Below are 21614 nucleotides of genomic sequence, written 5' to 3' on the forward strand. Positions count from 1 at the left end.
CGGGATTTACCATGCGCGCGTTTGCTCCTTTGGCCCTGACCTTCCTTCTTACCGCTTGCGGCGATGGCGAATCGCTGTTGCCCCCGGACGCTCGCCTGCCCGACGGCGGACGCTATCGTGGCGACGTGATCAACGGCGTGCTGCAAGGCAAGGGCCGGATCGATTATCCCAATGGCAGCTGGTACGCCGGGGAATTCAAGAACGGTCAGTGGAACGGCCAGGGTGAGTGGCACGCCAGCAACGGCGACGTGTACAAGGGCGGTTTCCAGGACGGGCTTTTCAATGGCCAGGGCTCGCTGACGACCAGCGCCGGCAGCTACGTCGGCGGCTACAAGCTGGGGCGGCGCGACGGCGAAGGCACGCTGAAAGAGCACGGCATGAGCTATCGCGGCGAGTTCAAGGCCGACCTGTACGACGGCGCCGGTCATCTGGAACTGGATGACGGCAGCGAGTATCAGGGCCAGTTCGCCCACGGCAAACCCAACGGCGAGGGCCAGCGCAGCGATTCGGCCGGCAACCAGTTCAGCGGCAAGTTCGTCGACGGGCAGCTTGAAGGCACGGGCAATTTCAACAGCGCCGATGGCGATCAGTACGTTGGCGGCTTTCACAACAATCAGCTCAACGGTCGCGGTCGCTACGAAAACGCCGATGGCGATGTCTGGTCGGGGCAGTTCAAGGATGGCGCGTTCACCGGCAAGGGCGAGTTGATCGGCGCGGACGGCACGCGCTACCAAGGCGACTTCAAAAACTGGCGCTTCGCAGGCTCAGGCAGCCTGAAGCTCCCGGACGGCAGCGTGTACATCGGGCAGTTCGAGAACGACAACTATCAAGGCAGCGGCGTGCTGACCACCGCGGAAGGCGAAGTCCAGAGCGGCACCTGGTCGAACGGCCAGCGGGTGCGCGATGCCGCCGGCAAGCTGCTGCCGGATCCGCTGGAAATCGGCTTGCTCGCCCAAGGTGCCCTCGTCGAAAAGGCCCTCGCCGCCGTGCCCGCCTCCACGCCGGCCATCGAGCTTTACAGCCTTGTCGTGGGCGGCGATGGCAAGCAGAGCGTCTTTCTGCGCGAGGCCGATTACGTCAACAAACTGCTCGCGACGCGCTTCGGCGCTTCGGGTCAAATCACCTTGGTGAACCATCGCGATCATATGGCCGATCGACCGCTGGCCACCCGCGAGACCATCAGCCGCGCCGTGCAAACGTTGGCCAAGCGCAGCGGCCCGGAAGATTTGATCTTCATTTACCTGACCAGCCACGGCACCCACGAACACGAGTTGGTGCTGGATCAGCCGCGTCTGGAGCTGTCCGACCTGCCTGCCAATGAGATGGCTGGCGTGCTGGCTCCGCTGAAGAATCGCGACAAGGTGGTGGTGATTTCCGCCTGCTATTCGGGCGGTTTCATTCCGGCGATCAAGGACGAGCGGACGATGGTGATTACCGCTTCACGTGAAGATCGAGTGTCGTTTGGCTGCTCTGAGGAGGCCGATTTCACCTACTTCGGCGAGGCGCTGTTCGGCAAGGCGCTGGTTGAAACCGACGATCTGGTGCAAGCGTTCAATGAGGCAAAAGACATCGTCGCCCAGCGTGAGACGGACGAAAGCTTCGAAGCCTCCGAGCCGCAGATGTGGGCGCCGAAAGGTGTGGTCGCCCATTGGCGGCAGCTGCGCAAGAGCCAGGCGGAGCGGGCGTTGAATACCGTTCGACGCTGAGTGCTCAGGCCCAAAAGCGGGGTCACTTGAACATTTCATGTGTTTTTGTGAAACCCTCCCGCTTCGCTCGCAGTCTGTTCCGGTACAGCGCCTATGCTTGTGGCGTATCAAGGGAGAAAGATCATGTACTTGACGCCTCAGCACATTTTGCTTGCCGGAGCTACCGGATTGACTGGCGAGCACTTGCTCGACCGCCTGCTTAACGAACCCACTGTCACCCGCCTCCTCGCCCCCAGCCGTCGTCCTCTGGCTGAACATCCACGGCTGGAAAACCCGGTCGGCGATCTCCAGAGTTTGTTGCCCACCCTCGAAGGTCCGGTGGACATCGCTTTCTGCTGCCTGGGCACCACGATCAAACAGGCCGGTTCCCAGGAAGCGTTTCGGGCCGTGGATCTGGACATGGTCGTGGCATTCGGCAAACGTGCTCGCGAGCTGGGCGCGCGTCATCTGCTGGTGATCAGCGCGGTGAATGCCGATCCGAAATCGAGCATCTTTTACAGCCGCGTCAAAGGCGAGATGGAAGAAGCGCTGAAGCTACAGGGCTGGCCACAACTGACCATCGTCCAGCCGTCGTTGTTGATTGGCGAGCGGCAGGATCAGCGGTTTGTGGAACAGCTGGCCGCGCCGATTGCCAAGTTGATCCCCGGCAAATACGGCGGCATCGAAGCCTGCAACCTCGCCCGCGCGTTGTGGCGCCTGGCGCTGGAAGAGCAGGAGGGGGTGCGGGTGGTTGAATCAGATGATTTGCGGCGGTTGGGGAAATGACTGAGCACTGCTCAAGCTGACAGCAAAAACTGTGTAGTCGTGAGCTTGCTCACGAACGCGGTTTGACAGTCACTTTTACAGGGCCAGTCATGTCGCAATCGCGAGCAAGCTCACTCCTACATGGAATTCATTCGGCCGGACACCGCAGCATATTGTAGGAGTGAGCTTGCTCGCGAAGAGGCCATCACATCCGACGTATCTCCGACAGGACATAGACCGCCGCGAGCAAGCTCGCTACCACATGGAATGCATTCGGCCCGGACACCGCAGCATATTGTAGGAGTGAGCTTGCTCGCGAAGAGGCCATCACTTCCGACGTATCTCCTACAGGACATAGACCGCTTTCGCGAGCAAGCTCACTCCTACAGGGATCGCCGTTCTGAGTTACATCCCGCCAGTAGCCTGAAACCCCACACCCAGCGCGGTCAGGATCGACAGCGGGAGCAGCAGCGTGTCGAGCAGCGCGCTGCCGGGCAGGTCGAGCATCGGGTATTTCGGCGCCTCGGTGCCGAAGCGGTCCTTCTCACAGCAGCCGCCTTCGATGGCGTACAGATCCAGTCGCGTCCCGGCGTACACGACTGGCGCGCCGGGCTGGTTGGCGTCGAGGGTGCGCACGGTCGAGCAGCCTGTGGTCAGCAACAGGCCCAAGGCAATGACGACGAGCTTATTCATCAGCGCCAAAGTGATGCTCGCCCCAACGGGGCAGCATGTCCTGCGGGATGTTAAGCAGGTTGAGAATCCGCGCGACGACGAAATCCACCAGATCGTCGATCGTCTGCGGCTGGTGATAGAAACCGGGCGACGCCGGCAGAATCACCGCGCCCATGTTCGACAGCTTGAGCATGTTCTCCAGATGAATGCTGGAGAACGGCGCCTCGCGGGGCACCAGAATCAACTGCCGACGCTCCTTCAACGTCACGTCTGCGGCGCGCTCGATCAGGTTGTTGCAGGCGCCCGTGGCGATTGCCGACAACGTCCCGGTCGAACACGGCACCACGACCATCGCACTCGGCGAACCGGAACCGGACGCCACCGGCGACATCCAGTCTTCCTTGCCGTACACCCGAATCTGGCCCGCGGTCGCGCCGGTGTATTCGTTTAGGAACGCCTGCATCATCTGCGGCTTGGGCGGCAGGTTGACGTCGGTTTCCGTGGCCATGACCAATTGCGCGGCCTTGGAGATGAGGAAATGCACTTCGCGGTCTTCGCGCACCAGGCAGTCCAGCAGGCGCAGGCCGTATTGCGCGCCGGACGCGCCGGTCATCGCCAGGGTGATGCGTTCCGGGCCGCTCATTGCAGGGCCTCCGCAAGTTTGCCGTGCAGGCCGCCGAAGCCACCGTTGCTCATGATGACTACATGGGTGCCGGGCACAGCCTGATTTTTCACAAGCTCGATGATGCCGTCGAGGCTGTCGCAGACCAATGATGGAATGGTGCATTGCGCAGCGGTTGCCGCCAGATCCCAACCCAGATTGGCCGGCGCATACCAGACCACCTGATCGGCCTGGACCACGCTTTCCGGCAGACCGTCGCGGTGGGCGCCGAGCTTCATGGAGTTGGAACGCGGCTCGACGATGGCGATGATCGGCGCATCGCCGACCTTCTTGCGCAGACCGTCCAGCGTGGTGGCGATGGCGGTCGGGTGGTGGGCGAAGTCGTCGTAGATGATGATGCCGCGCACCTCGGCGACCTTTTCCATGCGCCGCTTCACGCTCTTGAACGCACTCAGCGCTTCAACGCCCTGCTGCGGCACGACGCCCACGTGGCGGGCGGCGGCGAGGGTCGCCAAGGCATTGGCGACGTTGTGCTGGCCGGTCATGCCCCAGTCGACGACGCCCTGGACCGCACCTTCAAACAGCACCTCGAATGTTGAGCCGTCATCGCTGAGCAGGTTCGCCTGCCATTGACCGCCCTCGCCCGTGGTTTGCACCGGCGTCCAGCAGCCCATTTGAATCACGCGCTCAAGCGCGGGCTCGGTGGTCGGGTGAATGACCAGGCCTTCGCTCGGAATGGTGCGCACGAGGTGGTGGAACTGCCGCTCGATGGCCGGGAGATCGGGGAAGATGTCGGCGTGATCGAATTCCAGGTTGTTGAGGATGGCGGTGCGCGGGCCGTAATGGACGAACTTGGAGCGCTTGTCGAAGAAGGCGCTGTCGTATTCATCCGCCTCGACGACGAAGAACGGCGTATCACCGAGACGCGCCGAGACATCGAAGTTCTGCGGTACGCCGCCGATCAGGAAGCCCGGTGCCATGCCGGCGTGTTCCAGCACCCAGGCGAGCATGCTGCTGGTGGTGGTTTTGCCGTGGGTGCCTGCGACGGCCAGCACCCAGCGACCGCGAAGGACGTGATCGGCCAGCCACTGCGGCCCGGAAACGTAAGGCAGGCCCTTGTTCAGGACATATTCGACCGCGGGATTGCCGCGCGACATGGCGTTGCCGACCACCACCAGATCCGGTGCCGGTTCGAGGTGCGAGGGGTCGTAACCCTGCATCAACTGAATGCCCTGCGCTTCGAGCTGTGTGCTCATCGGCGGGTAGACGTTGGCATCGGAGCCGGTGACTTTATGGCCCAGATCCTTGGCGAGCACCGCCAGCGAACCCATGAACGTGCCGCAGATACCCAGAATATGAATGTGCATGACCGACCTCTTAGAACATGGGCCGCAGGTTAGCGTAGAAGGCAGTGGATGCGCACGGGGGAATTACCGAGAGCGAGTGAACGCCATGGTAGGACCGGCTTTAGCCGGGACGGCGTCGGGCGCTACGCCGCAGAACTGATGGCGATCACACCGGCCTCTTCCCGGCTGAAGCCGGTCCCACTAAAAGACCGCGTGCACATTGCAGAATTGATGGTGCCCACACTGGCCTCTTCCCGGCTAAAGCCGGTCCTACTGGCTGAACGCGACGCCCTAGTGGGACCGGCTTTAGCCGGGAAGGCGTCAGGTGCCACGCCGCAGTATCGAGAGAACTCACACCGGTCTCATCCACCCAGGATTTCAGCGATTAATTCCATGCTTGCGCAGCTTTCTGTACAGCGTATTCCGGCTCACGCCTAGCTCCCGGGCGGCGTGAGTCATGTGCCAGCGCTGGGTTTCCAGGGTGGAGATGAGCGCTGCGCGTTCGGCGTCATCCAGGGGCGAATGGGCCTCATCGGGCATCGTCTGCACACTCCCCCGCCGAATCGCCACCGGCAGATCATCAAAACCAACTCGCCCTTCATCACACAGCGCCGCCAGCGTACGCAGCACGTTGCGCATCTGCCGCACGTTGCCGGGCCAGTTGAAGTCGAGCAGCGCTTGCCTCGCCTTCGCTTCAAGCTCAATCGAAAGCCCGCCCGCCTCCTGTTTCAACAACAACTCCAGCAACTGCGCCTTATCACTCCGCTCTCTCAATGGCGGCAAAGCGATTTCCAGCCCGTTGAGCCGATAAAACAAATCCTCACGAAAGCTGCCGTCCTCCACCCGCTCCAGCAGATTCCGGTGGGTCGCGCTGATCAGTCGTACATCCACCGCCTGCGGCTCGCCGCCGATGGGCACTACCAGCCGGTCTTCCAGCACTCGCAGTAAACGGGTCTGCAAGGCCACCGGCATATCGCCTATCTCATCCAGAAACAACGTGCCGCCATCGGCCTGTTGCAGCTTGCCGCGCATGCCTTCTTTACGCGCGCCGGTAAAGCTGCCGCCGCGATACCCGAACAGCTCGCTCTCGATCAGGCTTTCCGGAATGGCCGCGCAGTTCAGCGCCACGAATGGCTTGGCGGAGCGCTGACTCGCCTGATGCACTGCCTTGGCAAACGCCTCTTTGCCAGAGCCCGTTTCACCGTTGATCAGCAACGGCACGTCACGCTCGAATACCTTCAGCGCGCGACGGAAATCAGTTAGCAGCGACGCATCGCCCAGGCAGATGTCGTTTGAAGGGAGCGGCACCGCCATCTTGCTGACCACCGGCGTAGCAAGGCCCCTCAGTTCGGTACGCGATTGCCCACGCAGCACGGCGAAGAATCCCCGCCCATCACGCGTGCGCAGCGGCCAACTGGCGGCGGCATCCGGCGAAGCGCGGCTCAGCAGTTCATCCCGCGAGCAGTCAAACAACGATTCCACGCCCTGCCCGACCAGTTCGTCACGGCTCAAGCCGAGCAGATTCAACGCGCTCTGGTTCAGCGCACTGACGCGACCTTCGCCATCAAACGCCAGCAGCCCTTCGCTGAAAAGACCAACCGCGCCGGCCTGAAGGTGAAAACGCAGCAGCCACTGGTCATTGAAATGGCGCAGGAAATAACTGCTTTCGATCATCTTCGCCGACAGATTCACCAGCGCCATGGTGTGAAACTGGCTCTGCCGGGACACGTCGTGACGGGCCGACGACACGTCCAGCACCGCAAGCAGATCGCCATGGGGATCGAACACCGGGCTCGCCGAACAGGTCAGCCCGGTGTGGCGCCCGCGAAAATGCTCGTCGCGATGGATCGTCACCGACTGACGCTCGACCAGGCAGGTGCCGATGCCGTTGGTGCCCTCCCGCGCCTCGCTCCAGTCGGCGCCCAGCCACAAACCGGCGCGCTCGAAAATCCGTCGATCGCCTGGCTCGGTCACGCAGTTGAGGATGATCCCGCGGGCATCGGTCAGCAGCACCGCGCTGCCGCCGGCAAGCTGACGGTGCAGGCTGTTCATCTCGTCGCCGGCGATGGTCAGGACCTGCTGCAACTGCTCGCGACTTTCCAGCACCCGCGCGTGCTCAAGCACGGTCGGCGCCATGGCTTGCGCGGGGTCGAGGTGATAGTCCTCCAGACACCGCAACCATGAACGGGCAATGGAAGGGTCGGTGGCAAGGTGATGGGGTGTTTTGCCCTGTGTAACGGTCAGCACTTGTTCGGCGTGGCGCGTCAGGTGATTGCTGTGCATTTTTATTCTTCATCCTGAGCCGGGGCTCTGCGGAGGATTTGCGACTCAGCATCCTCCTCGCCTGGACTCATTGCAATGCTGCGAAAGGCGGGGGCCACTGAGTTGTCACGCAAAGGGTACAAAGTGTCACTCGATCCGCCCCGCCGTTGATACACCACTCGGTCAGGACCACACGATCCATCCACAAAGTCCCCGTAAAACGGGCGTCAGACGGCAGTGGCCCGCGCTTTGCTCTACGCTCTAGCCATGCGACCTAGTCATACGCCGCAACGCGTTATCCCCAGACAATCACAAGAGCAAGGAGATATTCACCATGCGTTATGCCCACCCCGGTACTGAAGGCTCAATCGTCACCTTCAAGACCCAGTACGGCAATTACATCGGTGGCGAATTCGTGCCGCCGGTCAAAGGCCAATACTTTGAAAACACCTCGCCGATCACCGGCAAGTTGATCGCAACATTCCCTCGCTCGACCGCCGAAGACATCGACAAGGCCCTCGACGCCGCCCATGCCGCGGCCGATGCGTGGGGCAAAACCTCGGTGCAGGAACGCTCGCTGACCCTGCTGAAAATCGCTGACCGCATCGAACAGAATCTGGAATTGCTGGCGGTCACCGAGACCTGGGACAACGGCAAAGCCGTGCGCGAAACCCTCAACGCGGACATCCCCCTCGCCGTCGATCACTTCCGTTATTTCGCCGGCGTGCTGCGTGCCCAGGAAGGCTCGGCTGCGGAAATCGACGGCAACACCGTGGCGTATCACATTCACGAGCCGCTGGGCGTGGTCGGGCAGATCATCCCGTGGAACTTCCCACTGTTGATGGCCGCCTGGAAACTCGCGCCCGCCCTAGCCGCCGGTAACTGCATCGTCCTCAAGCCGGCCGAGCAAACGCCACTGGGTATTACCGTGCTGATGGAGCTGATCGGCGATCTGTTGCCCAAAGGCGTGCTCAACGTCGTGCAGGGTTATGGCCGCGAAGCGGGTGAGGCGCTGGCCAGCAGCAAACGCATCGCCAAGATCGCCTTCACCGGTTCGACGCCGGTGGGTTCGCACATCATGAAACTGGCGGCCGACAGCATCATCCCGTCCACTGTGGAGCTGGGCGGCAAGTCGCCGAACATCTTCTTCGAAGACATCATGCAGGCCGAGCCGGAGTTCATCGACAAAGCCGCTGAAGGCGTGGTGCTGGCGTTCTTCAACCAGGGCGAAGTCTGCACCTGCCCGTCACGCTGCCTGGTTCAGGAGTCGATCTACCCGCAGTTCATGGAAGTGGTGATGAAGAAGGTGCTGAAGATCCAGCGCGGCGATCCGCTGGACACCGACACTATGGTCGGTGCGCAGGCGTCGCAGCAGCAGTTCGACAAGATTCTTTCGTACCTCGAAATCGCCCAGGGCGAAGGCGCCGAATTACTGACCGGCGGCAAGGTCGAGAAGCTCGAAGGCTCGCTGGCGACCGGTTATTACATCCAGCCGACGCTGCTGAAAGGCAACAACAAGATGCGCGTCTTCCAGGAAGAAATCTTCGGCCCGGTGGTCAGCGTGACCACTTTCAAGGACGAAGCGGAAGCCCTGGCCATTGCCAATGACACCGAGTTCGGCCTGGGTGCCGGGGTCTGGACCCGCGACATCAATCGCGCCTATCGCGTAGGCCGGGCGATCAAGGCCGGTCGCGTGTGGACCAACTGCTATCACTTGTACCCGGCCCATGCGGCGTTCGGCGGTTACAAGAAATCCGGCGTCGGCCGCGAAACCCACAAGGTCGCGCTCGAGCACTATCAGCAGACGAAAAACCTGCTGGTGAGCTACGACATCAATCCGCTGGGCTTCTTTTGATTTAGCGTAATCGGGCGACAAGCAACGGCCTCTTCGGAGGCCGTTTTTTATTCGCGGATACCGGCGATTGAAGGTGCACGCGCGGCAGCGTGTCAGCGGACATCGCTGCTGCATGCCTTTATACTGCCGCGCACATTTCCCCTCTTCGCCCCGCACGACCCGGATCGGGTCTCAAAACCAGGTGCCTACATGGATTTCAATCCGCTTGATCTGATTCTTCACCTCGACGTTTACCTCGACCTGCTTGTGACCCAATACGGCACCTGGGTTTACGCGATTCTGTTCCTGGTGATCTTTTGCGAAACCGGCCTGGTGGTAATGCCTTTCCTGCCGGGCGATTCGCTGCTGTTTATCGCGGGCGCCGTGGCAGCCGGTGGCGGCATGGACCCGGTGTTGCTGGCCTGCCTGCTGATGGCAGCGGCGATTCTCGGCGACAGCACTAACTACATCATCGGCCGCACGGCCGGCGACAAGCTGTTCAGCAACCCGAATTCGAAAATCTTCCGTCGCGATTATCTGACCAAAACCCAGGAATTCTACGGTCGCCACGGCGGCAAAACCGTCACCCTCGCGCGCTTCCTGCCGATCATCCGCACCTTCGCCCCCTTCGTGGCTGGTCTTGGCCGCATGCCTTACCTGCGCTTTCTCGGCTTCAGCGTACTGGGGTCGGTGCTGTGGGTCGGCGGGCTGGTCACCCTGGGCTTCTTCTTCGGCAATATCCCGTTCATCAAGAAGAACCTGACACTGCTGGTGCTGGCGATCATCCTGATCTCGCTGCTGCCGATGATCATCGGTCTGATCCGCAGCCGCGCAGGTCGCTCCGCCGAGGCGCGCTGAGCCCATGTGGTCGTTCCGGGAATGGCGCAAACGGCGCACGCTGGCCCGCCATCCGGTCGATCCGCAACTGTGGGAGCGCGCACGCCGGCGCCTGCCAATCCTCGACGGGCTGAGCGCCGAAGAAGACCGCTACCTGCTCGACAGCTGCGTGCTGTTTCTGCAGGCCAAACACCTGACGGCGCTGGAAGGCGTCGAACTGGATGACGAATCGCGGCTGTTTCTCGCCGCTCAGGCGCAGCTGCCGTTGCTCGCCCTGGGCGATCTGAACTGGTATCAGGGTTTTCACGAAATCATCCTCTACGGCGACGATTTCATCAGCCCGCAACGCCATCGCGATGCCAGCGGCATCGAACACGAATGGGACGGCGAGCACAGCGGAGAGGCGTGGTCCCAGGGCCCGGTGATTCTGGCCTGGCCGGGTGTGCTGACGAGCGGAGGATGGGAAGCCTACAACCTGGTGATCCACGAACTGGCGCACAAGCTGGACATGCTCAACGGCGAAGCGAACGGCCTGCCGCCGCTGCACCCCGACATGCGCGTCAGTGACTGGGCCAGCGCCATGCAGAGCGCATACGACGATCTCAATCGGCAACTCGATGCCGACCCGGACGCCGAGACCGCCATCGACCCCTACGCTGCGGAAAACCCCGCTGAATTTTTCGCGGTTATCAGCGAATACTTCTTCAGCGCCCCGGATTTGCTCGTCGAGGCATATCCCGCCGTCTACGGGCAACTGAAAGCGTTCTATCGGCAGGATCCGTTGGCGCGGCTAACGGCACTTCAGCGCGACAACCCGGTCTATCAGGCTCAACACGACGCCTGAAGCCTGCCGTCACGCATGGCAACGCTGCGGGAATGTGCCTATAATCCGGGCCACTTTTTGGCGTTGCATGCCAGATTCTGAATGGTCAACCAAGGGGGCAAAGCCCAATGAGCTACAGCAAGATTCCGGCCGGTAAAGACCTGCCGAATGACATCTACGTCGCAATCGAGATCCCGGCCAACCACGCGCCGATCAAGTACGAAATCGACAAAGAAAGCGACTGCCTTTTCGTTGACCGTTTCATGGCCACCCCGATGTTCTACCCGGCCAACTACGGTTTCATCCCCAACACCCTGGCTGACGACGGCGACCCCCTCGACGTGCTGGTCGTGACGCCTTATCCGGTGGCTCCGGGTTCCGTGATCCGTGCCCGTCCGGTCGGCGTGCTGAACATGACCGACGACGGCGGCGGCGATGCCAAAGTCATCGCAGTCCCGCACGACAAGCTGTCCCAGCTGTACGTGGACGTGAAGGAATACACCGATCTGCCACCGCTGCTGATCCAGCAGATCGAGCACTTCTTCGCGAACTACAAAGACCTCGAAAAAGGCAAATGGGTGAAGATCGAAGGCTGGGCTGGCGCTGACGCCGCTCGCGAAGCGATCACCAAATCGGTAGCGGCCTACAAGGGCTGATCCGGTTGTGCCCCGCCGAAGCGCTCGCCGCTTCGACGGGGCCACGCTTTACCTGCACGTCCCCGCCTCCTGCTTTTTGAACACCCCTCTCCCATACATCCCGCTTTTTTTCGCCCTCCGCCCTTACACGAATGTTTAAAACTCGCCTTCCACACACAGCGTGTTTAATTGCGCCGTTAGAATTTCTTATCTGAGCAACACCGTTTGATTCAAACTTCCCTGCCGGCCGCTTTAGTCAGGCCTTTGCGCTCGCCAATGGCTTAAGACCAACAATGACATCGGCTTCAGCCATTGTTGATGCAAAAGAAAACAGTGAATGAATCGGCCTACAAAAACAGCCGAACGTTGTAATCCTTACATTCACGCCTAGGCATGACGGCGTGCTCATTTGAACACTTCGTTCATTTAAACGAGCTTCAACCCGCCGTAAACTTCGGCCCATGAATACATCAGGTGATCGACTGCGCGGCCTTTTGCGAGAGTGCCATCTCTCCGCGACGGACTTTGCCGCCAACCGAAAAGTTACGCCCCAACACGTGAACAACTGGTTCAAGCGCGGCATCCCCATGGCGCGTATTGAAGAAGTCGCTGAACTGCTGAGCGTCAACGCGCGTTGGCTGCGCAGCGGCGAGGGCCCGAAGCACCCCGGACAAGACCGCTCAATTGCCCAGCAGCCAGACACTCAACCGCCCCGGGCCGAGCGAAGCGTGCGCGAAGAACTGGAGATGCCGGTCTACACCGAGCTGGAGACTCAAAGCTCCGGCCGGACGGCGGTGGGCGAAATCCACAACCACAAAGTGCGCCTGTCCCGGCGTGTGCTCGAAACCATGGACGTGGAGCTGCACAACGCCATTTGTGTGGCAATGGTCGGCAACAGCATGGCGGACAAGATTCAGGACGGCTCGCTGATCGGCATTGATCGCGGACGCGTGCAGATCATCGATGGAGAAATGTACGCCCTGGAACACGACGGCATGCTGCGGGTGAAATACCTGTATCGCCTGCCGGGCGGCGGTTTGCGCCTGCGCAGCCACAATTGCGCCGAATACCCGGACGAGATTTTCAGCGCCGAACAGGTTCAGGCTCAGCACATTCATATTCTGGGGTGGATCTTTTGGTGGTCGACCCTCAATAACCGCCGTCATCCGGCAACATTGCGGCGAGGCGCGGAATGAGCGTGTTTCAGAACTGGGCAGATGCCAGCAACATGGGTATCCTGCACGCCTTCGTTTCAGCACCCGTCGGCCACACGCCGATGGGTGATCGACCTGGCACCGTCTCCGTGACCTGCCCGGTCTACCTGACAAGCGCCTCCTTGCAGCGCGCACTTTTGCGGACGGGTGCGGTTAGCCAAAAACTAATCAAACCCGTCACCGAGAAGCCGGCCACAAGCCGGCTTTTTAACTTCCCATGAATACGTCGCACCGCTAACCCACGCGGCGCCTCCGCGCGCCCGAAAATCGGCAATCAATGGACTGAGCGCCTTAGTCAACGAAGCGGACAACCGCCTTCGTTCCAATACAGGAAGTTCATCATGAGTTATCGCAACAAAACCTACATCGCGTTCGCCAGTGAAGACATCAAGCATTACTGGCTGATGAAAGCCTGGAAGCAGAACGAGAAAATCGACTTCGACTTTTTCAATGCCCATGACTTGTTCGAAGCGCGGGACAGCAGTTCGCCAGAGACCATCAAACGCCGACTGCGCGAACGCCTCAATAACACCAAGCAAGTCATTTTTCTGGGCAGCGAAGATGGCCGACGCAAAGGCGGTGATGGGGATTCGTTTCTTGCTTATGAAATCGAGGTGATTCTCGAACTCGATCTTCCGATCGTTATCGCCAATCTCTGCCAAAGCAGAAACATCGTCACGGACAACATCCCCCAACCGCTCATCGATCAAAAGCACTTCAACGTGTCCGTATCCTTCCAGCCAAAAATCATTCAGTACGCGCTGGACAACTACGTCGAGGGCTACGCGAAGAGCGAGATGCAGGGCCCCATCGATATGTCAGCAGAATCTACAACGAGCTGAGCCTGTGATGATCATTCTTCAGGACATGCAGACGTGGCGCTTCTGGCGCCACTTTCTGGTGGCGTTGTTCGCCTGCGTCGGCGGGCTGTCGACGATCATGCAGACCTTCAACGTCATTTACCCCGGCAGCCACGCGATGGAAGGGTTTGGCATCCTGATCGGGATCATCGTGGTGTCAGTTTCCGCCGCGTTGTTCAAGGCGTGGCCGCGCCCGATTGCCGAGGAGTACAACGCACCGAAAACGCGAATCACCATCGTGCCCGGCGACCTTCTCAAGGAGGACGGCCATTTGGTGATTGGCACCAACGACACCTTCGACACGGAAACGCCGAACATCATTGCCACCTCCAGCCTGCAGGGCCAGGCGCTGCAGGTGCTTTACGGCGGCGACCTCAAGGAGCTTGATCGTCATCTGGACGATGCGTTGGTCAACACGCCCTCTATCGGCACGCTCAACAAGCCAGGCAAACACGTGCAATACGGTGTCGGCACCATCGCGACGCTCAAGCACGCGCACCGGCTGATCTTCTTCCTGGCCTACTGCGAAATGGACACCCAGAACGTCGCGCGCTCCACGCCGGACAAAGTGTGGAAAGGCTTGCTCGCGCTGTGGGCCGAAGTATCCCGACGCGGCAACGGCGGAACGATTTCGATCCCGGTGATCGGCGGCGGACAGGCGCGACTGTCCAGCGTGCTGCCCGCCCAGGACGCCATCCGCTTCACCCTGCTGTCGTTCATGTTCGCCTCCCGCAACTCGAAGGTCTGCGACGAGCTGCGCATCGTCGTCCGCCCCGACGACTACCGAAAACTTGACCGGCTGGAGCTGCAGTCCTTTCTTTCATCGCTGAGGTCCTCATGAACCCGGAAACCAGCCTCGATCTGCCGGACAACCCCGACTGCGCGTTCTGCGCGTACCTGAAAGGTAAGCGGCCCTACACCATCCTCTCCTGCACCACACACACCGCGACTTTCGTGACTCGAGAACAACGGGGTCATCCGCACTTGCTGGTGCTGCCACAGCGGCACGTGCCCTCGTTGCTGGAAATGACCGACGAGGAAGTGGCGGCGGTGGCGGTCGAAGTGCGTAATGCGGCGAGGCTTATTGAAAAGGCGTATGCGAGAGCAGGGATTGCGGTTTGGCAGAACAACGGCGTGCCGGCAGGCCAGGCGATCGGGCACGTGCACTTTCATGTGGCGGGGACGTTGCCGGGCGGGGGGACGGAGTTTGGTGAGGTGACGGAGATATCGCTGATGGAGACGGATGAGATTGCGCGGCGGTTGCTGGAGGCGAGATAGGTGTGGCCGGTGCGCTAGTCGCTTTCGAACAACCCTGCGCCGTCTCCCAATCAGAATCCGAAAAGCTTTTTCCTTCGGATTTTAATTTCGCTGTCGAGCAATGCGGATACGGTGGTCAGGAATACATACAGGTCGCCTTCGAAGTAATCTTCGGCGAAGGAGGTGTCTTGACCAAAAGGCGGATCGACGTACTGCAAACCTTCGGTCGTCATATTCCTTCGGATGTAGGTCTTCATTTCTCGTTTAAAGAGGATTGCATGCAGCAGATCCAGAAACCCATAGCCGATGCATTCCTTGACTATCTGGGGAAGCGTGAGGGGTTCGAACTCTCCCTTTTCTTCTTCGGTTAGAAACTCGCCTACTGCATCACCGACGGAGAACATGAATCCATGTATATATGCGTATCGCATGTCCAGCCTTAGAAGCCTAAATTACATTGAACGGCACGATTAGAAGCGGAAAAACCTTTGTCGTCTAACCTTGATTTCGGCATCCAGCAAGACCAAAACGCTCGACAAGAAATCATAAAGATCACCCTCAAAATAATCTTCTGCGAACGACGTTTCCTGGCCAAACGGGGGGTATACATACGCTAAACCGTCTGCGGTCATATGGTTTCTTATATAAAGCTTTATTTGTCGCCTCAAAACCAAGGCATGAATCAAACTCAATACCCCGCCATTACCGAATGACTTTTTGACAATCTCGGGCAAGGTCAGCGGCTTGAATTCCTGCTTCTCCTCATCCGACAGGAATTCGCCGACACCTTCGCCTACTTCATACATAAAGCTGTGCAAGTGCATGTATTTGCTCAACGTGTCACCTCACAAGGATGGAAATGCAGTGACGATATAGTAAGGCATATGGTTATATTCTGAATATTTAATGGTTATGGTGATCTTTGACATCGTGATCGTCTTGGATTGATCCCACCTTGTGATGCCCCAGCCTACGGCGTTTTCCAGACTCGTATCAAAAGTGTATTGCTTGTGTCTCAGCAAAAATTTAGCTTTCGAATACATCAAGATCTTAAGCCTGTTTTTTTGAAGTGCACGACTTACGGCCCACTCCGCGATCTCCAGGTTGTAGAACGTGGATGACACGTCGACCTTCTTCGACGCGAATCTTGTTACTAGGTAACCAATGTCCTTGTCTACATGCTTGCGCCGCGCGTGCCCCCCGCCCAAGTTCTTAGGGACATTTGGTATTTTTTCGCTTGTGACGACTGAGATCCGACCTGCTCGCACAGACGACACTCTGAACGCGTTGTAAAGCGAAGCGGTTGAAAGCGGAACGGCAAACTCAGTTGCAAGACCGATAACCTGGCCAGCCGATTTAGACGTGCCGAGCGCTTCAGCGGCAGATGAGCCGGCTTTGAAAGCAAAAGAGTCAGTCTCTTTGCCTGTAAGGAGCTGTGTTGCCCCTGCGGAAAGCTGGTCGGAAGCATGCACACCCATTGCTACACATCCGATTTTAGTAATCATCGTTGGTTCGGGCACGGCGCAGAGAACCCCTGAACCTGCCAGCTCTACGATACCGCCAACTAGGCGGAGACTCCCGAAGATACGGTTTGACATTATCTCCGCAGGTGTGAGCGACTCTTGCGTCAAGATCGCAGCCATCTGAGCAAAGCTCAGCGCCACGCAAAACTCTCCATCGTCTGCCATGTTGCGTTTCCTTACGCGAATGGTTTGTTGGCGGTTCTGTCCCAACCTCCGGACACAATACCTGCGCTACCGCCATCAGCGCGACGCTGTTGGGAGTATTCGAACTTGATACGGCCATAGTTAAGGCTAATGATTTCCACAGGAAAACCACCTTGATCGGCGCCCTGTCCGCTGACGGTCGCGATCAAGACTTCCTCAAGCACGATGTCCATGTACTTGAATTTTTCACCACCAGAACGATGGATGCGAATCGTGACCGTCTTGATGTGCGAGCCTCGGCAGCACAGCTCGAAGAGCTTGGGCGTCGCTCGATCTATATATTTGCTGATCTGGAGATCGCCCAGCGCCACACCGCCTGCGGATGCCCCGCCGTTGGAACTCGCTGACTGACTGATCGACTGGATTGCGTCGTAATGATAAGAGAGCAGCTCGATCCAACCCTTATGGTCAGCATCCAACGACTCACCTTCTACCCCGTCCACTTGCATAAATGCGTCAAACGACATTGTTAGCTCCCTGCTTTTTTTCAAATGAAAAACAATGCTAGCTGATGAATCACATTGATTGCACCCCATTGACTGCACAGAAGGTGTGATGCAGACAACAATTTATCAATTCCATCCTCATATCAAAAAACACCAATACAGATGCTTCCTAAATCCTAATACAACCTAAATTTCGCATCTCGACTGAAGGCCAGCGCTAATTAATGAAAAGCCAGCGAGGCAGGCAACTGCTAAGTATTTCTTAGTCGTTCGCCAGAGTGAAAATGCCAGGTACGAGGGCATCGAGATTTCAGCGTCAATGCCATCGCTTGGGAGCGATATCGCGTGAGCCGCAGGCGTGCGACACAGTTCCGCCTATCAGCGGTGCCGTTGCGTGAACATCATTCAAATCTTGAAAAAACACTCTTAACCGTTCTACCGTCCAACGCCACTTCGGAGCACTTGGACGGTAGATCGTGTTCTGATTACCAAAGAATTCTACCTCGCGCACGGCTTGCGAAAGCGGGACCGTCTGCAGCCATCCAACGCCAACGAAGTTGGCGCATCGTTCCAGGTCATCGAAAAACTCAACATGATAACCGTGGATGACGAGCTAGAAGCTCGCCGTAATGCTCTTATCGAAGCCCTGGAGACGGGATTCCTTGTGCCAGCGTACCCAAACACTTTTCACTGTGCGCTGGGTTGAGCTAACACGTCGCCAAAGATCAATTTCAGAAACAACATTGTGCGCACATGTCGCCGCCAGCGACACGAGAGCAAAACGTGTCGCTGAAACCAAAATTTAGCGACGCGTTATTCACACATGTTTTCACTGACGCCACGAAAAGGGCGCTCACCACAGCGCCTTTGCCTTTAAATGTATATCCCAGGGATCAGGATCGCATCCATGACCGCAAAGCAACGCTCATGACGCGCTAGAAGCTGCCCCACACAGTTTCACCCCCCCGGATACCGCTTCCAAATCTCATCATCAAACTCCCCGCCATATCCCGTAAACACCCTCGGCACCCGCTCGATATCCTCCGCCACCGCTTCAATCACTTCACGCAATTCAAGCGGCGCAAGCCATCGATCCGGAATCGCTTCTACGCCGTGCTCAATACCCAGCAGATGCCCGGCAATCAGCCCGGTGCTGTCACTGTCGCCGCTATGATTCACGGCATTGATCACGCCGTCTTCGAACGATGTTGCAGTCAGTGCGCACCAGATGCCAATCGCCAAGGCTTCTTCCGCGATCCATCCGCCGCCCAATTCCTCGATCCGCTCGGGGGTTGGGCGGTGGCCTTCGTAGCTAAAGAACAGCACGCGCTCGACCAGGGCACGTGTTTCTTCCATACCGGGTTTCTGGCCGTGCTCGGACAGGCTTTTAGCGACGGCCTCTTCGAGGCTGTCCTGGCGGTCGACGATGCGCTGGAGGATGTCGGCGAAAAGACCGCCTGCCATGTAGCCCGTTGGGTGACCGTGGGTCAGACGGCCGGATTCGGCGGCGTTGTCGAACGCGTTGGGGAAGAACGCGCACGGCGCGACGCGCATGACGGCGCCGCAGCCTTTGCTGTCGTTTTGGGCGAAAGAGCCAAATTCCGTACTGGCCTTCAATGCGCTTAGACAGGTGAGGCCGGGCGCGCGGCGGGACCACAACTCGCGTTCATGCACCAGCCAGCCGTCCAGGCTGACGTCAGTGGCCGGCGAGTAGTCCTGGGTTATCAGCCAGCGCAGCAACGCATGGTGGATGACGCCGGGTACGTTGCAAATACCGCGGGAGATGCCGCGCACATAGGCGCGCAACAGACCTTCAGCGGTGAAGAGCACCATTTGCGTGTCGTCGGTGATGGCGCCAAGTCGACCGTAAGCGGGGACGAAATCGACGATGCCACGCGCACCGAACGTCGCGTGGATGGCGTTCCATTTGAGAAATTCGACCGGCGCACCCAGCGCATCGCCCACCGCGCCGCCGAGCAGGCAGCCTTTGATCCGTTCAAGTCTGTTCATCTGCGCTTACCTACACTGGCTGCATCATGGTTTGGAGCAATTCGAGCGTTCTTTCAAGTGGCTCAACATAGGCGCTTTCTGCACGCGAAGTCCTGATCCTCTATTTTTTAATCATCAAATTCAGGTTCCGGATCTTGCTCACGCCGACGCGACCTCCACCTCTTATACCCATCCGCAATCTCCACCTCGGTCATCACCATTCCGAACCTCGGACAAGCCTGCTTCAGCTCCAGCTCGGCCGGAATGAAGTAATCCCCGCCCCTGATTGATCGGAGCATACCGTTGGGCACCTCACCGAAGGCGATGAGACTCGGCGCCTCAACTGGCAGCCCTTTTCCTTCGTAGGCATCGTATGCAGCCATGTAGAGCACATCATTGATGTGGGCTTGAACACTCCGATCGCTACGCTTGAAGAAATGCACAGACTGGAGGCTTTCTTCCAACAGATCAACGTGTCGCTGGAGCTCAGACTGAGGCGGAATTTGCCCGAGAACATTACCCGCCAACACAAGCACTCCAAGAATGTATCGAGCGCTGAACTGCTGCAGAAAACCCTGCACGTCGTTGCGTTTCAGGCCCACAAACATCATCGCGTAGCGCGTGTCGACTTTCATGGCGAGCAGGACATGAGTCCTGCCGAATTTGGTGACGTGCAGTTGCCAGCGATCCACTCGATCGTGGGCTGCGCTGTCCGGTTCCAGCGATTGGGCAGCGGCGGAGGGCTGCACAGCGCTGATGATTTCGCCCTTCACTTTCTTGGAGAAGAAATCACAGGCGTCTTGGGTGCAATCAAAGATCAGCATGGGGATGGAGGGTCCATTCGGCGATGGTCGAGGATACCGACGCTGACCTCGAGGCGCCAACACGCGGAAAAGACGAATCGGCTGCCGGTAGCTTTTCGGTGTCTGGACAGGCCCCTTCCCGGCTAAAGCCGGTCCTACTAACTGACCGCGTGCATTCAGTGGGCCAGGCTCTAGCCGGGATGGCGTTAGAAATCCCAATACGGGGGAGTAAAACCCAGAACAGCTTGTCTTCATCGACTCATCTGCCTAACCCCAAGCATCACAATTACCGCCCCGCACACCCGATCAATCGCCTTCTTCTTGCTGGCATACGCCCCGGCAATCCGAGGCCGTGACAGCGCGGTCGCGATCAGTGCATACCAGGCAGACGACACGAGGCCGACCATCGCCAGCATCGCCGCGAAGGTTTCAAACTCGACATGGCTGGGTGCGGCAGCGGAAAAGATCGCGGCGTAAAACGCGACTGACTTGGGGTTGGCGATGTTGGTTGCGACGCCCTGTTTGAAGGCGCTTCGCAGGCTGGGCATCTCGCCGGCCCGGGCGTTGAGGGCGGGAGGTTTACCGGAGGCGAATATCAGGCGCATGCCGAACCAGACGAGGTAGCCCGCGCCGAGGCATTTGACGACGAACGCCAGCCACGGCAACAGCGAAAACACTGCGCCAATGCCCAGGATGGCGCACGTCGCCCAGAACAGATTCACCACCACGATGCCCGCCACCAGCATCAGTGCGTGAGCCGTTGTCGCAGAAACCGCTTTGTGCGCGACAGCCACGAAGTTAGGGCCGGGGATGATCACGCCAGCGCAGTAGACCGAGAAGACAGCTGTTACGGCGGGCCAATTAACCATGTGAACGTTCCTTGTCTTAAGGTGTGTAGGGGCGAGAATACCGGCGATCAACCTCACCCCGCCAACACATGCCTCAAAAACAACGCCCCCGCCACCGACAACCCCGCCCGCGACCTCACGCAAACGTTGAGTTCGCGACTGGCCCATCCCTCTTCCAGCTGAACCACTTTCGCTCCCTCCATTCGGTAAATCCCTACGCTGCCTTCGGGCATGATGCCGATGCCCACGCCTGCCTGAACCATCAGGCTCAGGGCGTCATAGCTGGCGACTTCCATGCGGATTCTCAGGGAGCGGCCGAGGTCGTTGGCGGCTTTGATCAGCTGGAAATTCAGGTGGGTGCCGCTGCGCAGGGCGACGTATTCGTGGTCGAGGGTGTCGCTGAAGCGCACTGACTCGCGGCCTGCCAGCGGGTGGTCGTTGGGCACGATCAACACCAGGCGGTCGGTGCGGAACGGGAAGACTTCGATGTCGGCGCCATGGGGCAGGCGCGTGAAGATGCCGATCTCGGCGCGGTTTTCGGCGACGGCTTTGGTGATCGCCAGGCTTTGCTGCTCTTCGAGGCTGATGTTGATCAGCGGGTAAAGCGCCATGAACGATTTGATCAAGCCGGGCAGGAATTGGGTGATCGCGGAGATGTTGGCGAGCACGTGCACCGAGCCGCGCGTGCCGTTGGAGTAGTCGCGCATCTGCAGGACGATGTCGTTGAGGTTGTTCAGCGCGCTACGGGCCATGAACAACAGCGACAGCCCCGCGTCGGTCGGCGTGATGCCTTTGTTGGTGCGGTTGAGCAGCCGGGAATCGAGCAGCTCTTCCAGTTCGCTGAGCCGCTTGCTGACGGCCGCCGCCGCAATGTGTTCGCGCTTGGCGGCAGCAGCAATGGTGCCTTCTTCAACGACGCTGACGAAGAGGCGCAGCGAGACAGGGTCGAGTTTCATGTGGGGTACCGGGCGTGCTGGCCTGAGTGGCCG

General features: G+C 59.2%; 23 protein-coding genes. 11 read left to right on the forward strand and 12 right to left on the reverse strand.

The genetic code is table 11. From position 1 onward, the window contains the following. The first annotated feature begins 11 nt into the window (after positions 1–11). Positions 12–1706, forward strand: coding sequence for a C13 family peptidase (locus IFT47_RS18080; protein ID WP_192173769.1), 1695 nt, complete (start codon positions 12–14; stop codon positions 1704–1706). A 123-nt stretch (positions 1707–1829) separates the two neighbouring features. After that, the gene (locus tag IFT47_RS18085) at positions 1830–2471 is read left to right on the forward strand and encodes an oxidoreductase (protein WP_192173770.1); all 642 of its coding nucleotides are present in this window, start codon (positions 1830–1832) and stop codon (positions 2469–2471) included. 384 nt (positions 2472–2855) lie between these two features. Here IFT47_RS18085 and IFT47_RS18090 read toward each other — a convergent pair whose 3' ends face one another. The 4 genes from IFT47_RS18090 to IFT47_RS18105 all read right to left on the reverse strand — a co-directional run bounded on the left by IFT47_RS18090 (position 2856) and on the right by IFT47_RS18105 (position 7373). Beyond that, entirely contained in the window at positions 2856–3143 is a 288-nt protein-coding gene (locus IFT47_RS18090; RefSeq protein WP_122536988.1) for a YceK/YidQ family lipoprotein, read from the reverse strand. Further along, positions 3136–3765, reverse strand: coding sequence for a flavin prenyltransferase UbiX (ubiX, locus tag IFT47_RS18095; RefSeq protein WP_065988388.1), 630 nt, complete (start codon positions 3763–3765; stop codon positions 3136–3138). Before ubiX ends, IFT47_RS18090 begins: the two co-directional genes overlap by 8 nt. After that, complete coding sequence (mpl, locus tag IFT47_RS18100) at positions 3762–5111, reverse strand: UDP-N-acetylmuramate:L-alanyl-gamma-D-glutamyl-meso-diaminopimelate ligase (RefSeq protein ID WP_192173771.1); 1350 nt, start codon at positions 5109–5111, stop codon at positions 3762–3764. The genes ubiX and mpl overlap by 4 nt, the downstream gene beginning before the upstream one ends. 357 nt (positions 5112–5468) lie before the next feature. Then, positions 5469–7373 carry a sigma-54-dependent Fis family transcriptional regulator gene (locus IFT47_RS18105; RefSeq protein WP_192173772.1) on the reverse strand — a complete coding sequence of 635 codons (1905 nt, stop codon included), beginning with the start codon at positions 7371–7373 and terminating at the stop codon, positions 5469–5471. A gap of 313 nt (positions 7374–7686) precedes the next feature. Between IFT47_RS18105 and exaC the strand changes: the two genes are divergently transcribed. The 9 genes from exaC to IFT47_RS18150 all read left to right on the forward strand — a co-directional run bounded on the left by exaC (position 7687) and on the right by IFT47_RS18150 (position 14833). Further along, positions 7687–9207 (forward strand): acetaldehyde dehydrogenase ExaC, encoded by a 1521-nt coding sequence (gene exaC, locus IFT47_RS18110; RefSeq protein WP_192173773.1) that lies wholly within the window; start codon positions 7687–7689, stop codon positions 9205–9207. A 189-nt stretch (positions 9208–9396) separates the two neighbouring features. Beyond that, positions 9397–10044, forward strand: a complete 648-nt coding sequence (locus tag IFT47_RS18115; RefSeq protein ID WP_065988392.1) for a DedA family protein — start codon at positions 9397–9399, stop codon at positions 10042–10044. Positions 10045–10048: 4 nt separating this feature from the next. After that, positions 10049–10867 (forward strand): M90 family metallopeptidase, encoded by an 819-nt coding sequence (locus IFT47_RS18120; protein ID WP_192173774.1) that lies wholly within the window; start codon positions 10049–10051, stop codon positions 10865–10867. Between the two features lie 107 nt (positions 10868–10974). Then, positions 10975–11502: an inorganic diphosphatase gene (ppa, locus tag IFT47_RS18125; RefSeq protein ID WP_062384817.1), complete on the forward strand. Its 528-nt coding sequence runs from the start codon at positions 10975–10977 to the stop codon at positions 11500–11502. Between the two features lie 440 nt (positions 11503–11942). Further along, complete coding sequence (locus tag IFT47_RS18130) at positions 11943–12677, forward strand: LexA family transcriptional regulator (protein ID WP_192173775.1); 735 nt, start codon at positions 11943–11945, stop codon at positions 12675–12677. Then, positions 12674–12916 carry a hypothetical protein gene (locus IFT47_RS18135; protein WP_192173776.1) on the forward strand — a complete coding sequence of 81 codons (243 nt, stop codon included), beginning with the start codon at positions 12674–12676 and terminating at the stop codon, positions 12914–12916. Before IFT47_RS18130 ends, IFT47_RS18135 begins: the two co-directional genes overlap by 4 nt. Before the next feature lie 120 nt (positions 12917–13036). Further along, entirely contained in the window at positions 13037–13537 is a 501-nt protein-coding gene (locus IFT47_RS18140) for a TIR domain-containing protein (RefSeq protein ID WP_244655992.1), read from the forward strand. A 7-nt stretch (positions 13538–13544) separates the two neighbouring features. Further along, entirely contained in the window at positions 13545–14396 is an 852-nt protein-coding gene (locus IFT47_RS18145) for a macro domain-containing protein (protein ID WP_244656002.1), read from the forward strand. After that, complete coding sequence (locus IFT47_RS18150) at positions 14393–14833, forward strand: HIT family protein (protein ID WP_192173778.1); 441 nt, start codon at positions 14393–14395, stop codon at positions 14831–14833. The genes IFT47_RS18145 and IFT47_RS18150 overlap by 4 nt, the downstream gene beginning before the upstream one ends. 50 nt (positions 14834–14883) lie before the next feature. Here the strand turns inward: IFT47_RS18150 and IFT47_RS18155 are convergent, their stop codons facing one another. The 8 genes from IFT47_RS18155 to IFT47_RS18190 form a co-directional block, all read right to left on the reverse strand. After that, positions 14884–15216 carry a hypothetical protein gene (locus tag IFT47_RS18155; protein ID WP_244655993.1) on the reverse strand — a complete coding sequence of 111 codons (333 nt, stop codon included), beginning with the start codon at positions 15214–15216 and terminating at the stop codon, positions 14884–14886. A 66-nt stretch (positions 15217–15282) separates the two neighbouring features. After that, the gene (locus IFT47_RS18160) at positions 15283–15648 is read right to left on the reverse strand and encodes a hypothetical protein (protein ID WP_244655994.1); all 366 of its coding nucleotides are present in this window, start codon (positions 15646–15648) and stop codon (positions 15283–15285) included. 9 nt (positions 15649–15657) lie between these two features. Then, positions 15658–16500 (reverse strand): RNase A-like domain-containing protein, encoded by an 843-nt coding sequence (locus IFT47_RS18165; RefSeq protein WP_192173780.1) that lies wholly within the window; start codon positions 16498–16500, stop codon positions 15658–15660. Between the two features lie 11 nt (positions 16501–16511). Continuing rightward, positions 16512–17006: an Hcp family type VI secretion system effector gene (locus tag IFT47_RS18170; RefSeq protein ID WP_192173781.1), complete on the reverse strand. Its 495-nt coding sequence runs from the start codon at positions 17004–17006 to the stop codon at positions 16512–16514. Between the two features lie 936 nt (positions 17007–17942). Next, complete coding sequence (locus IFT47_RS18175) at positions 17943–18995, reverse strand: ADP-ribosylglycohydrolase family protein (protein WP_192173782.1); 1053 nt, start codon at positions 18993–18995, stop codon at positions 17943–17945. A 107-nt stretch (positions 18996–19102) separates the two neighbouring features. Next, positions 19103–19798, reverse strand: coding sequence for a DUF6933 domain-containing protein (locus IFT47_RS18180; protein ID WP_192173783.1), 696 nt, complete (start codon positions 19796–19798; stop codon positions 19103–19105). A 230-nt stretch (positions 19799–20028) separates the two neighbouring features. Beyond that, positions 20029–20646: a LysE family translocator gene (locus tag IFT47_RS18185; protein WP_192173784.1), complete on the reverse strand. Its 618-nt coding sequence runs from the start codon at positions 20644–20646 to the stop codon at positions 20029–20031. A gap of 53 nt (positions 20647–20699) precedes the next feature. After that, positions 20700–21581, reverse strand: a complete 882-nt coding sequence (locus tag IFT47_RS18190) for a LysR family transcriptional regulator (RefSeq protein ID WP_192173785.1) — start codon at positions 21579–21581, stop codon at positions 20700–20702. Positions 21582–21614: the final 33 nt, after the last annotated feature.

Source organism: Pseudomonas sp. CFBP 13711 (genome assembly GCF_014842265.1).
Classification (GTDB): domain Bacteria; phylum Pseudomonadota; class Gammaproteobacteria; order Pseudomonadales; family Pseudomonadaceae; genus Aquipseudomonas.

Bases quoted from the DNA above. Each gene is read 5' to 3' on its own strand.
- IFT47_RS18170 (WP_192173781.1), bottom strand. From the start codon at position 17,006: ATGTCGTTTGACGCATTTATGCAAGTGGACGGGGTAGAAGGTGAGTCG.
- IFT47_RS18190 (WP_192173785.1), bottom strand. From the start codon at position 21,581: ATGAAACTCGACCCTGTCTCGCTGCGCCTCTTCGTCAGCGTCGTTGAA.
- exaC (WP_192173773.1), top strand. From the start codon at position 7,687: ATGCGTTATGCCCACCCCGGTACTGAAGGCTCAATCGTCACCTTCAAG.
- IFT47_RS18115 (WP_065988392.1), top strand. From the start codon at position 9,397: ATGGATTTCAATCCGCTTGATCTGATTCTTCACCTCGACGTTTACCTC.
- ppa (WP_062384817.1), top strand. From the start codon at position 10,975: ATGAGCTACAGCAAGATTCCGGCCGGTAAAGACCTGCCGAATGACATC.
- IFT47_RS18130 (WP_192173775.1), top strand. From the start codon at position 11,943: ATGAATACATCAGGTGATCGACTGCGCGGCCTTTTGCGAGAGTGCCAT.
- IFT47_RS18120 (WP_192173774.1), top strand. From the start codon at position 10,049: ATGTGGTCGTTCCGGGAATGGCGCAAACGGCGCACGCTGGCCCGCCAT.
- IFT47_RS18135 (WP_192173776.1), top strand. From the start codon at position 12,674: ATGAGCGTGTTTCAGAACTGGGCAGATGCCAGCAACATGGGTATCCTG.
- IFT47_RS18085 (WP_192173770.1), top strand. From the start codon at position 1,830: ATGTACTTGACGCCTCAGCACATTTTGCTTGCCGGAGCTACCGGATTG.
- IFT47_RS18105 (WP_192173772.1), bottom strand. From the start codon at position 7,373: ATGCACAGCAATCACCTGACGCGCCACGCCGAACAAGTGCTGACCGTT.
- IFT47_RS18150 (WP_192173778.1), top strand. From the start codon at position 14,393: ATGAACCCGGAAACCAGCCTCGATCTGCCGGACAACCCCGACTGCGCG.
- mpl (WP_192173771.1), bottom strand. From the start codon at position 5,111: ATGCACATTCATATTCTGGGTATCTGCGGCACGTTCATGGGTTCGCTG.
- IFT47_RS18145 (WP_244656002.1), top strand. From the start codon at position 13,545: ATGATCATTCTTCAGGACATGCAGACGTGGCGCTTCTGGCGCCACTTT.
- IFT47_RS18155 (WP_244655993.1), bottom strand. From the start codon at position 15,216: ATGTTCTCCGTCGGTGATGCAGTAGGCGAGTTTCTAACCGAAGAAGAA.
- IFT47_RS18185 (WP_192173784.1), bottom strand. From the start codon at position 20,646: ATGGTTAATTGGCCCGCCGTAACAGCTGTCTTCTCGGTCTACTGCGCT.
- ubiX (WP_065988388.1), bottom strand. From the start codon at position 3,765: ATGAGCGGCCCGGAACGCATCACCCTGGCGATGACCGGCGCGTCCGGC.
- IFT47_RS18175 (WP_192173782.1), bottom strand. From the start codon at position 18,995: ATGAACAGACTTGAACGGATCAAAGGCTGCCTGCTCGGCGGCGCGGTG.
- IFT47_RS18165 (WP_192173780.1), bottom strand. From the start codon at position 16,500: ATGGCAGACGATGGAGAGTTTTGCGTGGCGCTGAGCTTTGCTCAGATG.
- IFT47_RS18080 (WP_192173769.1), top strand. From the start codon at position 12: ATGCGCGCGTTTGCTCCTTTGGCCCTGACCTTCCTTCTTACCGCTTGC.
- IFT47_RS18140 (WP_244655992.1), top strand. From the start codon at position 13,037: ATGAGTTATCGCAACAAAACCTACATCGCGTTCGCCAGTGAAGACATC.
- IFT47_RS18090 (WP_122536988.1), bottom strand. From the start codon at position 3,143: ATGAATAAGCTCGTCGTCATTGCCTTGGGCCTGTTGCTGACCACAGGC.
- IFT47_RS18180 (WP_192173783.1), bottom strand. From the start codon at position 19,798: ATGCTGATCTTTGATTGCACCCAAGACGCCTGTGATTTCTTCTCCAAG.